Here is a 15021-nt window from a genome sequence, read left to right as displayed (position 1 = left end):
TTCCGCAGGCGTGGTGCTCGCCCGCTCGTGGGCCACGGCGTTCGCTTGTGCTACGTACGGGGCATGACGTTTCGGCCCATGAACGTTCCGCCAGCCGAACACACCGGGGAACATCGGTACGTCCACGTGATCGGCGCGACCGTGTTCGTCGACGACCGGCCGGCCGAGCCGCACTGGTCGTCGCACTTCATCGGGTTCGTCGAGGCCCAGGCGTGGTGGGCGGTCGACGTCCCCGACGGCGACGACGACCCGAGCTACGGCGCCGCCGTCGACCTGCGGGCGTTCCACGGGCGGGCGCCCGAACCGCACTGGCTGGCGGCCGGCCGTGCCGTGCAGATCGTCGAGTGGGCTCGTACACACCGGTACTGCGGCCGATGCGGTACACCGACCGAACTGTCGTCGAACGAGCGCTCGATGCAGTGCCCAGCGTGCGCGCTCGTCGCCTTCCCGCGTCTGTCGCCGGCCATGATCACGCTCGTCACCCGTGGACCGGCGGGCGCCGACCAGGAGGCGCTGCTCGCCCGTGGTGTGCAGTGGACGATCCCGATGTACTCCTGTCTCGCCGGATTCGTCGAGCCCGGTGAGTCGTTGGAGGGCGCGGTGCTCCGCGAGGTCCACGAAGAGGTCGGTATCCACGTGACCAACGCCCGGTACTTCGGCAGCCAGCCGTGGCCGTTCCCGAACAGTCTCATGATCGGGTTCCGAGCCGACTACGAGTCGGGCGAGATCGAGTGCGATCCGACGGAGATCATGGATGCCGGCTGGTATCGCCGCGACGACCTGCCGATGATCCCGCCCGGGATCTCGATCGCCCGGAAACTGATCGACGCGTGGCTGGCCGAGTGACCGTCAGGTGAAGTAGCCCGAGACGTCGACGACCAGGTCGCCGACCCTCGTCGGCAGGTCGGCGTCTCCGTCGTCGATCCGGAACCAGGAGCGTCCGTCGGCCACGGCGCTGATCACGGCGCCGGCCCGGAATTCGCCGGCGCGTGACCAGTTGAGTGTCGACGTGCCGGGTTCGGCTGCCCGTGGCGACCACGAGCGGGCGAAACCGGGACGATCCGCCGCGACGATCGCAGCGTTCCAGACGACGGCGGTCGCCGATCCGGGGACGTTGACACCTGGCGCATCCGAGGCATCGACCATGACCACCGAACGGTCGGTGAGCCGATCGGCCGTGCGGCGAGAGTCGTAGGCGCGTCCCGGGACGACGGGCACGTACCGTCCGGCCGTGTCGGCGGCGACCGACGACGACGTGATGTAGCCGACGGCGTCGACGACGACGTCGGACGACCCGTCACCGGCGAAGAACGCGGTCACCGACATGCCGCCGCCGGACACGGGGACGATCGCCGTGTTCGCGACCGCCCCGCCGGGTCCGGTGTTGACGGTGGACGTGGCGCCGACCGCGCCGGCTCGGTCGGTCGGGAACGCCTGGACCCAACCGGGAGCGCTCGGATCGGCCACGGTCACGGTGACCACCAAGGCGTCGATCGACCCTGCGTCGACACGTGCCGGCATCGGGATGTCGAGGATCTGGCCCGACCGGATGGGGGCGACCGGGACGTCTCGCCGCGTGTCGAGCAGCCGCTGCGCGGTGTCGAGCTCGACGAAACGTCCGGCGGCCACCGGTCCCGGGGCGACCTCGAACCAGCCGAGCAGGTCGGCGACGACGTGTCCGCCGGCGATCGAATAGATCGAGATCGACCCGTCGGCACCGACCGGCACGATCGCGAAGTTCGCCCGTGTCTGCCCGGCCGCGTCGATGTTGACGGTCGACGCGCCGCCGAGCCGTGACGCATCTGTCGGGAACGCCTGCAGATAGCTGGGTCGATCTGCGTCGACGGCGACGAGATTGATCGCGACGGCCGTGACCCCCTCGTGGGGCACACCGCTCAGCCCGGTGACCGGCAGGGTGAGGATGTCGCCTCGTTCGACGCGGCCGGTGAGCTCGGTCGGTCCGGTCGACGTGCCGGCCCGCGTGTCGAGCACCCGCGTCGGTGTGTCGAGCCCGACGAACCGCGACGGCCGGTCGTCGACGCGGGTCGGAGGAGCGGGCAAGCGGAACTCTCCGTGTCCGTATTCGGTGTCGGGCCCCGTCGCTCCGCGATCGATCGTGAAGTGCCTGAGGAGATCGGCGGTCGTGGTCGGATCGGCGGCGAGACCGGCGTCGATGACCAGGGCGGCCGCGCCGGCCACGGCTGCCGCAGCGGCGCTGGTGCCCACGAACCGGCCCTGGACGGTGTTCGCGAAGTTCGCCGGCGCGGCGATGTCGGGCAGCGTCCGGCCGTCGTTGGAGGGACCTCTGGAGCTGTACTGGGCGATCTCGCCGCCGTTCGACGGGTCGATCGCCCCGACCGCGACGACCCCGGGGTTGAGCGAGTCGACCACCGACACCGCTGCCGAGCCCGCGGCCGTGGTGAAGGTCGCGATGCCGGATCCGTAGTCGAGGATCTCGATCACGTCGCCACTGATCCCGCCGCCACCCCAGCGGAGCTGCAGATACAGCGACGTCCCGGGCGCCGGGCAACGGCGCGTCGGGAAGTTCTCGATCGGGGGATCGCCGAATCGCTGGCGATTGCGGGACGAGTCGACGATGGAACCGGCCGCCGGGTCACCCGTCGGCGACTCCCACAGGTAGGCGTCGTAGTCGGTGCGCTCGGCGGGCGGCACATCCCAGTCGTTGACCCACCGGATCCCGCCGAGGGAGACGCAGCCGGTGAAGCGTAGGAACGTGTCGCTGCCGGTGGGGCCGAACGCCACGCGGTCGCCGATCAGTCGGACCGGATGACGGTAGTACTTGCCGCGTCCGTTGTTGCCCGCCGAGTTGATCCAGAGCACTCCGTGGGCGACGGCATGATCGACGATCTCGTCGAGCGGTCCGCGACCGTCGCCCGGGCCGTCGTACCGATTGCCCAACGACCGGCTGATGATGTCGACGTCGTGCTCGATGAACCAGTCGACGAGACGTCGATAGTCGTCGATCGTCGTTGCCTGACCGATCAGGAGCTCGGCGCCGGGTGCGGCGTCGCGGATCGTCTCGACGACCGCGACGCCGTGGTCGTCACCGCCGGCGTCGACCCCGTCGAAGAACTCGTGGGTGCAATCGAGGCCGGCGTCGAAGCACACGGCGGTGATCCCGGCGACCGGTGTCGGGCCGTGCTCGTTCGGATCCCAGTATCGGGACACGTCGAAGAAGTCGATGACGCCGATCGTGACGCCGCTCCCGTCGATGCCGGCGGTGTGCCATTCGCCGATGCCGAGGAGGTCGACGTGTTCGCCGGTGGTCGGTCCGAGTCGTTCGAACCGTGCCGCCGTCGTCGAACCGATCGGTCGGATGTCGACCGGCCAGTCGGTCGCCTCGATGTCGGGCGTCGGACCCTCGGCTCGCGTGGTCGACGCCGGCGCGACGGACGCTCCGGCCGTGATCGACGCAGCGATCGCCAGCCGGGCGACGAGGGACGGCCGGGCGCTCATGGTCGCGCCAGTGTGGCAGACGAGCGGATGGCGCAGGAGGTCGCTTCGACGTCAGGTGGCGGCGAGTCGTTCGGCGAACCAATCGAGGATGATCTCGGCCCGCATCCGTCGGTGGACGGGCGAACCGGCGCGTGACAGTTCGTGGTTCTCGCCGGGGAATCGGTAGAAGGTGACGTCGCGCTTCAGGAGGCGCAGCGTGACCCACAGCTCCTCGGCCTGATTGATCGGGCAACGGTAGTCCTCTTCGGAATGGATGATCAGCATCGGCACCTCGATGTCCTTCGCCATGGTGATCGGCGACATACGGAGGTATTCCTCGGGGTCCTCGACGGGGTTCGGGCCGTGCTCGGACCGGAAAAAGGTGGCGATGTCGGACGACCACTCCTCGGTCAGCATGTTGTTGACCGAACGTTCGGAACAGACGCCTCGGAACCGGTCGCCGTAGCGGGCCGCCAACGTCGTGGCCATGAAGCCGCCGTAGCTGCCGCCGAGCATGCCGACGCGGCCACGGTCGCAGAACGGGTACCGGTCGAGTGCGGCGTCGAGCACGGTCATCACGTCGTCGACGTCGACGGTGCCCCATCCGGATCCGGGCGCCGTCGGGTGCTTCGGGCCCATGATCGCCTGGCCCCATGCGGTGTGGCGTCCGCTGCCGCCTCTCGGGTTGCACATCACGACGACGAATCCGGCCGCTGCCTGCATCTGCGCCTCGTCGAAGAAGTACTCGCCGTACTGCGTGAACGGGCCGCCGTGGACGTTGAGGAGCACCGGGTAGGTCGCGTCGTCGTCGAAGTCGGTGGGACGCACGATCCAGGCGTCAATCTCGTCGCTGCCGTCAGCGCACGGCACGGCGAACTTCTCCCAGCCGGGGTAGTCCTCGGTGACGTGGGTGACGCGACGGTCGTCGCCGTCGGACGTGAGCCACAGCTCTGCGCCGTGGTGCACGGTCGACCTCGTCGTCGCGAGCACCCCGCCACGGGTGTCGTACCCCTGCACCGAGATCGCACCGTCGGTGATGCGTTCCGGTGTCCGGCCGTCGGTGCCGAGTCGGTACAGATGCGTCTCGCCTCGGTCTTCGGCGACGGCCAGGAGCGTCTCGTCGTTCTCCCAGACCGGCGCCTGCGGGCAGGTCATGGCGAAGAACGTGCGGTCGAGGTCGGTGCTGATCCACCGGTGTTGGCCACCGTCGAGCGGTACGAGGCCGATGCGCATGTTCTGGGGGAACTCGAGTGGGTTGTCGAGGCCGATGCACGCCGCCCACCGCCCGTCGGGCGACACCGCCGGTGCGGCGAACACGCCGGTCTGGTGGGTCAACTCGCGGCGCTCGCCGTCGAGCGGGACGAGGTACAGGTCTTCGGCGAGATCGTCGTCCCAGCTCTCGTGGGCGCGCCCGCTGGTCACGATCGCCGACGAGTCCGGGGTCCAGGCGACGGCGCCGAACTCGTGGTCACCCGGCGTCAGGTTGCGCGGGGTGCCCGTGCCGTTCGCCGACACCACGTACACGTGCTGTGGACGATCGAAGATCCAGTTCTCGCCGTTCATGCGCGACAGGAACCGCTCGATCTTGCGCGGCGACTGCCAGGACACGTCCTTCGCGTCGTACCGGTCGTCGCGGGTGCGGCTCGTGAAGGCGAGATGGAGACCGTCGGGCGACCATGCGACGTCGCCGATGCCGTCGACCATGCTGCACACCGTGCGGAGTTCTCCGGGGCCGTCGACCGGCAGGACGTGCAGCGTCGTCTGCTTCTTGTCGTCGCCCCGGCGGCTGACGAACGCGAGTCGGGTGCCGTCGGGCGACCAGACGGGTTGAGAGTCGCTCGGACCGGCGGTCAACGGTTCACCGTCGAGCCAGATGCTCGCACGGGTCGTGTTCTCGTCGAGATCGACCGTCGCGACCACGGTGGCGACCCGAGTGCCGTCCGGCGACAGCGTCGGACCGCCCACTGCGGACCGCAGATGGATCAGATTTCGGGCGATCTCGGCGTGGGCGGATGTCGTGTCGTTCTTCTCTGAGGCATCGGGCACGGAACCACCGTACCGGTGGTGGCACACTCGGGGAATGAATCGACCCGTCACGCTCATCACCGGTGGAAGCAGGGGCATCGGCGCCGCGACCGCGATCATGGCCGCCGGCCGCGGGTACGACGTGGCGATCGGCTACGTGTCAGCGGTCGAAGCGGCCACGGCGACGGTCGACGCGTGTCGGGCGGCCGGTGCCGACGCAGTGGCGATCCGATGCGACGTCGCGGTCGAGGACGATGTGGTCGCGCTGTTCGACGAGACCGAGCGACAGATCGGGGTGCCACGGGTGTTCGTCAACAACGCCGGCATCCTGCACCGGACGTCGCGACTCGACGCCATGGAGATCGACCGGCTGCGCGAGGTGGTCGCGGTCAACGTGGTCGGCGCACTCGTCGGTGCTCGCGAGGCGGTGCGACGGATGTCGACGCGTCACGGGGGAGCCGGGGGAGCGATCGTCAACGTGTCGTCGGCCGCCTCGTACCTGGGGAGCCCCGACGAATTCATCGACTACGCCGCCACCAAGGGCGCGATCGACACGATGACGATCGGTCTCGCGAAGGAGGTCGCCACCGAGGGCATTCGCGTCAACGCGGTGCGACCCGGGCTGATCGAGACCGACATCCACGCGTCGGCGGGTGTTCCCGATCGGGTCGAACGGCTCGCCGGCAACGTTCCGATGCAGCGAGGTGGGACCGCCGACGAGGTCGCCGAAGCGATCATCTGGCTGGCCTCGGACGCAGCCGGCTACGTGACGGGCACCTTCGTCAACTGTGCGGGGGGTCGCTGACCCGAAGCAACGTTCGGCGCGACGTTCGGTTCACCACTCGAACAGGTCGAGCTGTTCCCACGTCACCGCGACGTCGCTGACCGTCTTCCACACGAGCCGACCGCGACTGCCGGGGCGTCGGACCTGCACCCGCTCGGGACGGAGCGAGCGGGCGGCGCCATCGGGATCGTGGAGTGTGATGCTGCCGTCGGGTTCGACACGGGCGACCTTGCCGATCACCCAGCGGCCGGCGTCGTTGCGCCGGAACCGGATGTGTTCGCCGAGCCGGAGGCCGACGGCGTTGAGGGTTCGTTCAGCCATCGCCGCCCCGGTGAGTCACCGCTCCATCGTAGGTGCGCGCGCTCACGCACAAACGGAGGTACCGTGAAGGGCAATGACCGATCAGGACATCTCCGAAACGTCGACCGTCGACACCGACGAAGCTGCTGTCGCACGAACCGCGGTGCTCAACGAAGCCGTCACGGTGATCGACGGCGCGCTGGCGCAGATGATGCAACGTGAGCTGGTGTCGTCCGGCGAGGTCGCCGACCTCCTCCTCGACGTCCGCATGTTGCTGACGTCGGCGCACTGACCCGGCACCCCCGCTTCGAGGGCCTCAGGCCTTCGTCAAACGGTCGAACGACCGGCTCAGGCACGTCGCCAGGAGCTCTGGTTCGGCCACCGCCGCCGTGTCGATGTTCAGCGCCATGTCGAGGCTGCCGAGGTACGACATCAGCGTGAGATTGAACGCGACCCCGCCCAGCGGGCCGATCGGATAGATCTCGAGCAGCTGTGCACCGCAGATGTAGACCGGCACGGGAGCACCCTTGACGTTCGACGTCGCGAAGTCGATCGTCTGGCCCTGCTGCCGGGCCAATCGTGTGATGACGGACGTGGGCAACGCCGAGGCGACCATCGCCAGGGTGTCGAGGCCGGCGGTCTTGCTCGCCTCGCGGGCCACCGAGGTCGCCTCGTGGATCGCTCGGAACCGTTCGTCGATCGGCATCTCACCGGTCGGGACGAGCAAGCGGGCGAGCGAGAACGCATTGCCGCCGGAGTCTTCGGTGCGGGTCGAGATCGCCATGGAGGCCCGCAAGGCTTCCGTCGGGGTGCCCATCTCGATGTGGTAGGCCGATGCGGCGTCGGCTGCGGCGGTCAGGAGTGCGGTGTTGAGGGTGCCGCCGAGCCGCTTCGCTGCGTCCTTCGTCGGTCGGAACGGTGCTCGTGCCGTCTCGACCCGGCGGTGGAGCGACCGGGCGGTCCACAGCGGCGAACGTGCCCCGTCGGTCTCGGAGAGTTGGGAGACGATGCCCGAGAACGTCTTGGCCGCGGCACTCGACGCATCGGGGAGGCCGCCCGGGTCGGCGAGCAGATTGCGGACCTGCTTGGCCACGCCGATCGGAAGGCGGAGACCGGCGGCGATGAACCCTTTGAGCGCCTCGTTGCCGATCGGCTCGTCGGCATCACCAGTGTCGCCGTGGTCGCCGATCTCGCGGTGGACGATCGGGGGTTCCGGCGCATCGCGTTCGAAATCGAGATACTGCAGCGAGAGTTCGACACCTCGTTCGCCGTCGGTGATCGTGTGGTGCATCTTCTGGATGACGGCTGCCTTGCCGCCGCGCATCCCCTCGACGACGACGAACTGCCAGAGCGGCCGGGTCCGGTCGAACGGATCGGCGATCATCAGCGAGGCGAGATCGAGCACCTGCCGGAGCGACCCCGGCTTCGGACAGGCGATGCGACGGACGTGAACGTCGATGTCGAAGTTGGCGTCGTCGACCCACACCGGCGGTGAGAGATTGGCGGGCGCCGGCATCACGCGCTGGCGCAGGCGCGGGATCGTGACCACTGCCCGTTCCATCCGCCGACGGAACGAATCGAAGTCGGGCGCCCGGTCGAGCAGGGTGACCGTGCCGAAGGTGGACGACAGGTGCGGGTCCTTCTCGAGCCGCCACATCAGACCCTCGGCGTCGCTCATGTTGCGGTCGAAGCGCAGCTCAGTCATGACCGCAGACTACGGGACCGGTGGTCGCGTGGTGCAGGGTCAGCCGAGACCGGAGCGTCGGAAGATCCGTCGGGCCACGAGGCCCATCGCCGCGCCGACCGCCACGCCGGCGACGACGTCGGAGGCGTGATGGATCCGGACGTAGGGCCGGCTGGTGGCCACGATCGCCGCCATCGTGCCCCAGAGTGGTGCGCCGCGACGGCCGTCCCACCCGATCAGGGTCGTCGCCGCGAACGCTGCGGCCGACGCGTGACCGCTCGGGAACGACGAGGTCAACGGTGCCCGGATGTCGAAGCGTTCGTCGCCGTCGGTGGTGGGGCGTGGACGACGGAAGATGCGTTTGAGGCCCTGGTTGACGACCAGGCTCTCGACACCGAGGCCGATCGCGAGTCCGATCACCTGGTCGCGGCGGCCCGAGACGGTGCCCCGAGCCAGGCTCGACACGTGCCAGATGGCGCTGAACTCGCCGGCGTGGGTGGCGCCGGTCATGACGGCGTCGAGCACCGGATGGCCGCGCCACCGTTCGAGGTATGCGTCGGCCGCCTGGTCGAACCGGTCGACGGCCGGACCGAAGCGGCCCTGACCGGGAGGATGCCCGATCGGCGGGTCGGGACGGTTCACGTTCGCGCCGGGCGACCGAGCACCACGGGCGCCTCGGTGGCGGCGAGCTCCGGGTTGCCGCCGAACTCCGGGCACCACTGCTGGTACGAGCAGTAGTTGCACAGTGGACCCTGCCGAGCACGGAAGTCGTCGCGCTCGCAGGCGGTCGCCACCGCCTTCCAGACGGCGTTGGTGCGGGTGGTGAGGAACTTCGTGGACTGTTCGGACGGCGTCGCGGTGATCGTCTCTTTGGAGCTGAGGTACATCAACCGGATCGCGGCGGGCCGCTTGCCGAACAGCGACTCGCAGAGGAACGAGTAGAAGTTGAGGCCGGAGAGACTCTTGCGTTCCCAGTTGGGGCTCGGTGCCCGACCGGTCTTGTAGTCGGTGACGATCAGCTCGCCGTCGGCATCGAGTTCGAGCCGGTCGATGATGCCGCGCAGCGTGAGGTCGCCGACCGCGGCCTCGAGCCGCAGTTCGAGACCGATCTCGCGCACCTGGGTCGGGTCTTCCATCTCGAGGTAGTTGGCCGTGAGCGCACGACACTCGGCGTCGAACTTGTCGGTCTGCTCGGGCGTCAGATCGAGCAGGGTGAAGTCGGGGTCGGTGCGGTACTCGGCGATCGCCGCCTCGACCGCGCGGTCGAACGCCTCGGGGGTTCGCTCGGCGGCCGGATGCACGAAGAGCAGTTCGAGGGCACGATGGACCAGCGAGCCCCTGGTGCTGGCGACCGACGGGAGATCGGGCAGCTTCTCGATGCTCGAGAACCGGAAGGAGAGCGGGCACGAGAGGAACGACTCGACGCGCGACGGGGAGAGGCTGGTGGGCACGACCCACGGCGGCCCGGCGGGCACGGGGTCGGGTCGGGCGCCACTGGTCAGGTCGGTGTCGGCGAGATCGGTCATCGTGTCGCCCATGGTACGCGCGGGGTGTGACGGTCGGGCCGGACCGTCACGCGGCGATCAGTTCGGCGACCTCGGTGGGGTGGCTGAACGGACCGAAGTGGGTCTGGTGGTCGAGTTGGACGTACTGGGCGTGCGGCAACCGCTCGGCGATCGAACGGGTCTGGAACGACGGTTCGGAGGTCTCGACACGGCCGGCGATGACGACGCAGGGTGTCTCGATCTCGGTGAGGAGGCCCCAGACACCGTTGTTGCGAGCGGTCGCGAAGATGCCGGCTTCGACCTCGGGGGCGCAGCGCAGGGTGACGGCCGGCGCACCGTCGGCGTCGACGGTGGGGCGGAACCCGTACTCGACGTAGTTGCGGAGCACCGGTGGTGTCATCACGGACATCGGCGGTTTGGCGCGGTAGTTGTCGTACGCGGCCTCGAACGAGGCGAAGGTGCGCCGACGTCGGAGTGCCCCCTGCACCATCGGGTTCGCGTCGATCTCCTGCTCAGAGGCGCCCGCCGGTGCGGCCGGGTGTGCGATCGGCTCGAACAACACCAGCCGCTCGAACAGCGTCGGTTCGCGATGGGCCGCCATCAGGAGCGCTGCACCGCCCATCGAATGGCCGAAGCCGACGATCGGCACCGCCAGCCGTCGGGCGGCTGCGAGCGCGTCGTCACCGAAACGTGACCAATCGGTGGCCCACCCGGGATCGAGGTCGGTCGCACCGTGGCCGCGGTAGTCGAGGCCGACCGAGTGGAACCGGTCGGCGAGCGACGCGGCGATCGCCTCGTAACAGTGTGCGTGGAACCCCGTGGCGTGGGAGATCAGCAGGGTCGGGAGGACGTCGTCGCCCGCCAACTCGTGCAGCGCGACGTCGATGCCGTCGCTCGACGGGACGCGGATCAACGGTTTCGAGCGCGGCGCCACTGCCACGTGGCGAGTCGGTCGAGGACCACACCGACGACGACCGAGATGCCGATCACCGTCCACTGTGGCCAGCTCCCGTCGAGCCAGAGGAAGTTGACGTCGCTGGTCTGCCCGTTCTGGAAGAAGAACGTGGCGAGGCCGGCGACGAGCACGAGCAGTGCGAACAGCTTCCAGGGTGGCCCGGATCGCCCGCTCTCGGCCGAGACGTCGCCCGTGGTCTGTTCGTGCTCCATGGACCAATGATGCCAGACGCGGGCTCAGGACAGGTGCTTGAGGTACATCCCGATCTCGTCGCCCATCTGCGACGGCACTTCGTAGCCGTCCTGATCGGTGACCGCATCCCAGTTGGCGGCGATCGACTCGGGTGAGAGATCCGGGTCGGTGTAGCCGGGGCCCTCGCCGATGAAGATCTCGGCCACGCGGCCGCCGGCGACCGAGAACACCCGGCCCGTCGGCTCGCAGCTCTCGTGGGCGAGGTAGGTCACGAGCGGCGAGACGTAGTGGGGCTCGAGCTTGTCGCCGAGCGGCCCGAGCAGATCCTCGGTCATGCGCGTCTTGGCGACGGGAGCGATCACGTTCGCCTTGATGTTCTTCGAAGCGCCTTCGACCGCGAGCACGCGGGAGAACCCGACGAGCGCCATCTTGGCGGCGCCGTAGTTGGCCTGGCCGAAGTTGCCGAAGATCCCGGCGCCCGACGCGGTGCTGATGACGCGGCCGTAGCTCTGCTCGCGCATGTGTGGCCAGGCCGCCGAGGTCACGAAGTAGGCGCCGTTCAGGTGGACGTCGACGACGGGCGACCACAGCTCGGGCGTCATGTTGTGGAACGACTTGTCGCGCAGGATGCCGGCGTTGTTGACCACGATGTCGACGCGACCGAACGCGTCGAGTGCCGTCTGGACGATCGCCTGGCCGCCCTCGGCCGTCGAGACCGAGTTGGTGTCGGCGACGGCCTCGCCGCCCGCCTCGCGGATCTCGTCGACGACGCGCTCGGCGGCGCCCTTGTCGCTACCGGTGCCGTCGACGGCACCGCCCAGATCGTTGACGACCACGAGCGCACCACGCGACGCCATCATCAGTGCGTGTTGGCGCCCGAGCCCACCACCCGAACCGGTGATGATCGCAACCTTGCCGTCGAATCCCAGAGCATTGGTCATGGCCACGATCGTACCGACCGGTAACCAGACCGACCCAACCGGGGCGTCAGCGCAGACGCTCGGAGCAGCCGGGTTCGATGCGGACCATCGTGCCGTCGGTCATCCGGATCGGTACGGGCGGACCGTCGAGCACCTCGACGGTCGCGTGTTCGTGATCGATCGAGACCCGCAGGGCGCTGCCGTGGCGCCGCAGCGGGAACGTCAACGACGTCCACACCTCCGGGAGCCGTGGCCGGAACTCGAGATGATCGCCCGTGTCGACCAGACCGGCGAAGCCGTACACGAGACCTGCCCACACGCCGCCGGCGTTGGCGATGTGTGCCCCGTCGGACGTGTTGTTGTGGGTGTCGGCGAGGTCGAGGTAGAGCGACTGGTTGAAGTAGTCGAGTGCGAGGTCGTCGTAGCCGACCTCGGCCGCGACGACCGATTGCACGCATGCCGACAGCGAGGAGTCGCCGGTGGTGATCGGGTCGTAGTAGTCGAAGTTGCGGCGCTTCTCCTCGACGTCGAAGTGCTCGCCCCGCAGGTACATCGCGAGCACGACGTCTGCCTGCTTGAGGACCTGGTGGCGGTAGATGACGAGTGGATGGAAGTGGAGCAGCAGCGGATAGTGGTCGGACGGCGTCCCGGCGAAGTCCCAACGCTCCCGCTCGAGAAAGCTCGCATCCTGCGGATGGATGCCGAGTTCGGAGTCGTAGGGGATGAACATGGCGTCGCATGCCCGATGCCACGCCGTGATCTCGGCCTCGTCGAGGTCGGTCCGGCGGGCGACCGCCGCGTACGCATCGGGGTTCCACTCCCGCAGGAACGCGAGTGAACGGGCCGCGTACCGCATCGTGAACCTGGCCATCACGTTGGTGTAGAGGTTGTCGTTCACGACGGTCGTGTACTCGTCGGGCCCGGTGACCCCGTGGATGTGGAAGTGCTCGGCGCCGTTGGTCGCGTAGAACCCGAGGTCTTCGTACATCCGTGCCGTCTCGATCAGGATCTCGGCACCCTCGTGCGCGAGGAAGTCGACGTCACCGGTCGCGTTCAGGTACCGCTCGAGGGCGTACACGACGGCCGCATTGATGTGGTACTGGGCGGTGCCGGCGGCGTAGTACGCCGACGCCTCCTCACCGTTGATCGTCCGCCAGGGGTACAGCGCACCTCGCTGGCTCAGCTCGGCCGCGCGCGCCCGCGCGGCGTCGAGCATGTGGAATCGGAACCGCAGGAGTTTTCGGGCCGCCTCGGGGTTGGTGTAGGCCAGGAACGGCAGCACGTAGACCTCGGTGTCCCAGAAGTAGTGGCCGTCGTAGCCGCCCGCCGTGACCGCCTTGGCCGCGATGCCCTGCTCATGGGTGCGCGCCGAGGCCTGTGCGAGCTGGAACAGGTTCCAACGGATCGCCTGCTGAGCCACCTGATCGCCGCCGATCTCGACGTCGCTGTTCGCCCAGAATTCGTCGAGCCAGGCTCGCTGGTCGGCGTAGATCCGGTCGCGGCCCTCGCTCCGTGCGCGATCGAGGGTGCGGGTGCACCGGTCGCCGAGCTCCTGGGTGGGGATGCCGCGGGACGTGTGATACGCGACGAACTTGGTCAGGTGGATCGTCTGCTCGGCGTGGGCGTCGAAGGTGAAGACGGTCTTGGCGAGATCACGACCGATCTGGGTGTCGACCTCGAAATCACAGGGGGTGCTGACCACGTGGCGGTAGGCGGCCGCGATGGTCATGCCGCTGTTGGCGCACTGGTAGCCGAGCGTGACCTGGCCACCGGCCGGGTCGTGCTCGTCGCCGTGCTCGCTCAGCTTCGGCAGCAGCACGCGCCGGTCGAACTTCCGGGCCTGACGCGGGTCTTTGCCCTCGCCGAGCGCGGCGCTCCGCACGTGGTACTCGTCCTCGCCGTCCTGACGATTCAGCAGTTGGGAGGAGATGACGATCGGGGCGGACTGATCGAGCAGCGTCACCTCCATGTGCATCACGGCGAGGTGCCGGTGCTCGAGGCTGACGACGCGTTCGGAACGAACACGCACCCGCTTGCCGCCGGGTGTGCGCCACACCAGTTCACGGTGCGACACGCCGGTCCGGAAGTCGACGACCCGCTCGTACCCGTTGAGGTCGGCCTCGTCGAGCAGGAGCGGTTCGTCGTCGACGTAGATCTTCAGCAGCTTGGCGTCGGGGACGTTGACGATCGTCTGCCCGGTCTTGGCGAACGCGAATGCGTCTTCGGCGTGCTTGATCGCCCACGTCTCGTGGAAGCCGTTGATGTACGTGCCGTGTGTGTGGGCCTGGCGTCCCTCGGCCGGGTTGGCCCGCATGCCGAGGTAGCCGTTGCCGATCGCGAACAGCGTCTCGGTCAGGCCGAGGTCGTCGTGATCGGGTTCGGTCTCGACCAGGCGCCACGGATCGACGGGGAACCGGTGGCGTGGGATCGCCGATGCGGTCGCTCGGATCTTCATACGTGATCCTCATCGGCGCGCGGAGCGTCCGGCGTGAGCGTGTCGCCCAGGTCCGCGACGACGAGGTCGGCGCCGGCGTCGAGCAGCGCCTGCCGGTTGCCGCCTCGATCGACCCCGAGCACGAACGCGAAACCACCGGCTGCGCCGGCGGCGACACCCGACGATGCGTCTTCGACGACGATCGACCGCTCGTGCGTCACGCCGAGTAGATCGGCCGCATGATGGAACATCGCCGGGTCGGGCTTGCCGACCAGATCACGCTCGACCGCCGTGACCCCGTCGACGACCACCGGGAAACGTCCCTCCATGCCGGCCGCGCGCAACACGGTGCGAGCGTTCTTCGACGACGAGACGATCGCTTGCGGCACGCGGTGTTCGTCGAGGAGTTCGAGCACGGCCGATGTCCCCGGATACGGCGCGATGCCGTCGCGGTCGAGGACCTCGTTGAACATGTCGTTCTTGCGGTTGCCGAGCGCGCAGACGGTCTCGTCGCCGGGTGGATCGCTCGGGTCACCCCATGGCAGGTCGACCCCACGCGATTCGAGGAACGATCGGACGCCGTCGTAGCGGGGCTTGCCGTCGACATGACGGAGGTAGTCGGTGGGGGTGAACCCCCACGGCTCGAACAGCGCAGACCACGCTCGTTCGTGGATCTCCGCCGTGGGCGTGATCACGCCATCGAGGTCGAACAGGACCGCGCCGTAGGACTTCCAGTCGACGCGCTGGGGGATGCGCTCCATGACGC

General features: G+C 68.8%; 14 protein-coding genes. 3 read left to right on the top strand and 11 right to left on the bottom strand.

What is annotated here, in order from left to right; translation table 11 throughout:
- Positions 1–78 precede the first annotated feature (78 nt).
- Positions 79–846 (top strand): NAD(+) diphosphatase, encoded by a 768-nt coding sequence (nudC, locus tag R8G01_04340; GenBank protein ID MDW3213203.1) that lies wholly within the window; start codon positions 79–81, stop codon positions 844–846.
- A gap of 3 nt (positions 847–849) precedes the next feature.
- Here nudC and R8G01_04335 read toward each other — a convergent pair whose 3' ends face one another.
- Together R8G01_04335 and R8G01_04330 are read right to left on the bottom strand one after the other, a co-directional pair.
- Positions 850–3477, bottom strand: coding sequence for a S8 family serine peptidase (locus R8G01_04335; protein MDW3213202.1), 2628 nt, complete (start codon positions 3475–3477; stop codon positions 850–852).
- Between the two features lie 51 nt (positions 3478–3528).
- The gene (locus R8G01_04330; GenBank protein ID MDW3213201.1) at positions 3529–5502 is read right to left on the bottom strand and encodes a S9 family peptidase; all 1974 of its coding nucleotides are present in this window, start codon (positions 5500–5502) and stop codon (positions 3529–3531) included.
- Positions 5503–5536: 34 nt separating this feature from the next.
- Between R8G01_04330 and R8G01_04325 the strand changes: the two genes are divergently transcribed.
- Positions 5537–6286: an SDR family oxidoreductase gene (locus R8G01_04325; protein MDW3213200.1), complete on the top strand. Its 750-nt coding sequence runs from the start codon at positions 5537–5539 to the stop codon at positions 6284–6286.
- Positions 6287–6316: 30 nt separating this feature from the next.
- On the opposite strand, the gene R8G01_04320 is transcribed toward R8G01_04325, so the two are convergent.
- A complete protein-coding gene (locus R8G01_04320) occupies positions 6317–6586 on the bottom strand; it encodes a hypothetical protein (protein MDW3213199.1) in 270 nt (89 codons plus the stop codon).
- A 73-nt stretch (positions 6587–6659) separates the two neighbouring features.
- Between R8G01_04320 and R8G01_04315 the strand changes: the two genes are divergently transcribed.
- Positions 6660–6857, top strand: a complete 198-nt coding sequence (locus R8G01_04315) for a hypothetical protein (protein MDW3213198.1) — start codon at positions 6660–6662, stop codon at positions 6855–6857.
- A gap of 24 nt (positions 6858–6881) precedes the next feature.
- Here the strand turns inward: R8G01_04315 and R8G01_04310 are convergent, their stop codons facing one another.
- Genes R8G01_04310 through R8G01_04275 form a run of 8 tightly spaced genes read right to left on the bottom strand, consistent with a single transcriptional unit; the run spans position 6882 to position 15016 of the window.
- Positions 6882–8270 carry a wax ester/triacylglycerol synthase family O-acyltransferase gene (locus R8G01_04310; protein MDW3213197.1) on the bottom strand — a complete coding sequence of 463 codons (1389 nt, stop codon included), beginning with the start codon at positions 8268–8270 and terminating at the stop codon, positions 6882–6884.
- Positions 8271–8309: 39 nt separating this feature from the next.
- The gene (locus R8G01_04305) at positions 8310–8891 is read right to left on the bottom strand and encodes a phosphatase PAP2 family protein (protein MDW3213196.1); all 582 of its coding nucleotides are present in this window, start codon (positions 8889–8891) and stop codon (positions 8310–8312) included.
- Positions 8888–9775: a PD-(D/E)XK nuclease family protein gene (locus R8G01_04300; GenBank protein ID MDW3213195.1), complete on the bottom strand. Its 888-nt coding sequence runs from the start codon at positions 9773–9775 to the stop codon at positions 8888–8890. Before R8G01_04300 ends, R8G01_04305 begins: the two co-directional genes overlap by 4 nt.
- Before the next feature lie 46 nt (positions 9776–9821).
- Positions 9822–10694, bottom strand: coding sequence for an alpha/beta hydrolase (locus R8G01_04295; protein ID MDW3213194.1), 873 nt, complete (start codon positions 10692–10694; stop codon positions 9822–9824).
- The gene (locus R8G01_04290; GenBank protein ID MDW3213193.1) at positions 10664–10921 is read right to left on the bottom strand and encodes a hypothetical protein; all 258 of its coding nucleotides are present in this window, start codon (positions 10919–10921) and stop codon (positions 10664–10666) included. The genes R8G01_04295 and R8G01_04290 overlap by 31 nt, the downstream gene beginning before the upstream one ends.
- A 24-nt stretch (positions 10922–10945) precedes the next feature.
- On the bottom strand, positions 10946–11842 hold the full coding sequence (locus R8G01_04285; protein MDW3213192.1) for an SDR family oxidoreductase: 897 nt from the start codon (positions 11840–11842) through the stop codon (positions 10946–10948).
- A 46-nt stretch (positions 11843–11888) separates the two neighbouring features.
- On the bottom strand, positions 11889–14276 hold the full coding sequence (locus R8G01_04280; GenBank protein ID MDW3213191.1) for a glycosyl hydrolase family 65 protein: 2388 nt from the start codon (positions 14274–14276) through the stop codon (positions 11889–11891).
- On the bottom strand, positions 14273–15016 hold the full coding sequence (locus tag R8G01_04275) for an HAD-IA family hydrolase (GenBank protein ID MDW3213190.1): 744 nt from the start codon (positions 15014–15016) through the stop codon (positions 14273–14275). The genes R8G01_04280 and R8G01_04275 overlap by 4 nt, the downstream gene beginning before the upstream one ends.
- Between the last annotated feature and the right edge of the window lie 5 nt (positions 15017–15021).

The organism is Ilumatobacteraceae bacterium (assembly GCA_033344875.1).
Classification (GTDB): Bacteria; Actinomycetota; Acidimicrobiia; order Acidimicrobiales; family Ilumatobacteraceae; genus Ilumatobacter.
Note: the sequence above shows the minus strand (reverse complement) of the source record. Positions and strands in the feature narration are given on the sequence as shown.

Bases quoted from the DNA above. Each gene is read 5' to 3' on its own strand.
- nudC (MDW3213203.1), top strand. From the start codon at position 79: ATGAACGTTCCGCCAGCCGAACACACCGGGGAACATCGGTACGTCCAC.
- R8G01_04335 (MDW3213202.1), bottom strand. From the start codon at position 3,477: ATGAGCGCCCGGCCGTCCCTCGTCGCCCGGCTGGCGATCGCTGCGTCG.
- R8G01_04325 (MDW3213200.1), top strand. From the start codon at position 5,537: ATGAATCGACCCGTCACGCTCATCACCGGTGGAAGCAGGGGCATCGGC.
- R8G01_04320 (MDW3213199.1), bottom strand. From the start codon at position 6,586: ATGGCTGAACGAACCCTCAACGCCGTCGGCCTCCGGCTCGGCGAACAC.
- R8G01_04315 (MDW3213198.1), top strand. From the start codon at position 6,660: ATGACCGATCAGGACATCTCCGAAACGTCGACCGTCGACACCGACGAA.
- R8G01_04310 (MDW3213197.1), bottom strand. From the start codon at position 8,270: ATGACTGAGCTGCGCTTCGACCGCAACATGAGCGACGCCGAGGGTCTG.
- R8G01_04300 (MDW3213195.1), bottom strand. From the start codon at position 9,775: ATGACCGATCTCGCCGACACCGACCTGACCAGTGGCGCCCGACCCGAC.
- R8G01_04290 (MDW3213193.1), bottom strand. From the start codon at position 10,921: ATGGAGCACGAACAGACCACGGGCGACGTCTCGGCCGAGAGCGGGCGA.
- R8G01_04285 (MDW3213192.1), bottom strand. From the start codon at position 11,842: ATGACCAATGCTCTGGGATTCGACGGCAAGGTTGCGATCATCACCGGT.
- R8G01_04280 (MDW3213191.1), bottom strand. From the start codon at position 14,276: ATGAAGATCCGAGCGACCGCATCGGCGATCCCACGCCACCGGTTCCCC.
- R8G01_04275 (MDW3213190.1), bottom strand. From the start codon at position 15,016: ATGGAGCGCATCCCCCAGCGCGTCGACTGGAAGTCCTACGGCGCGGTC.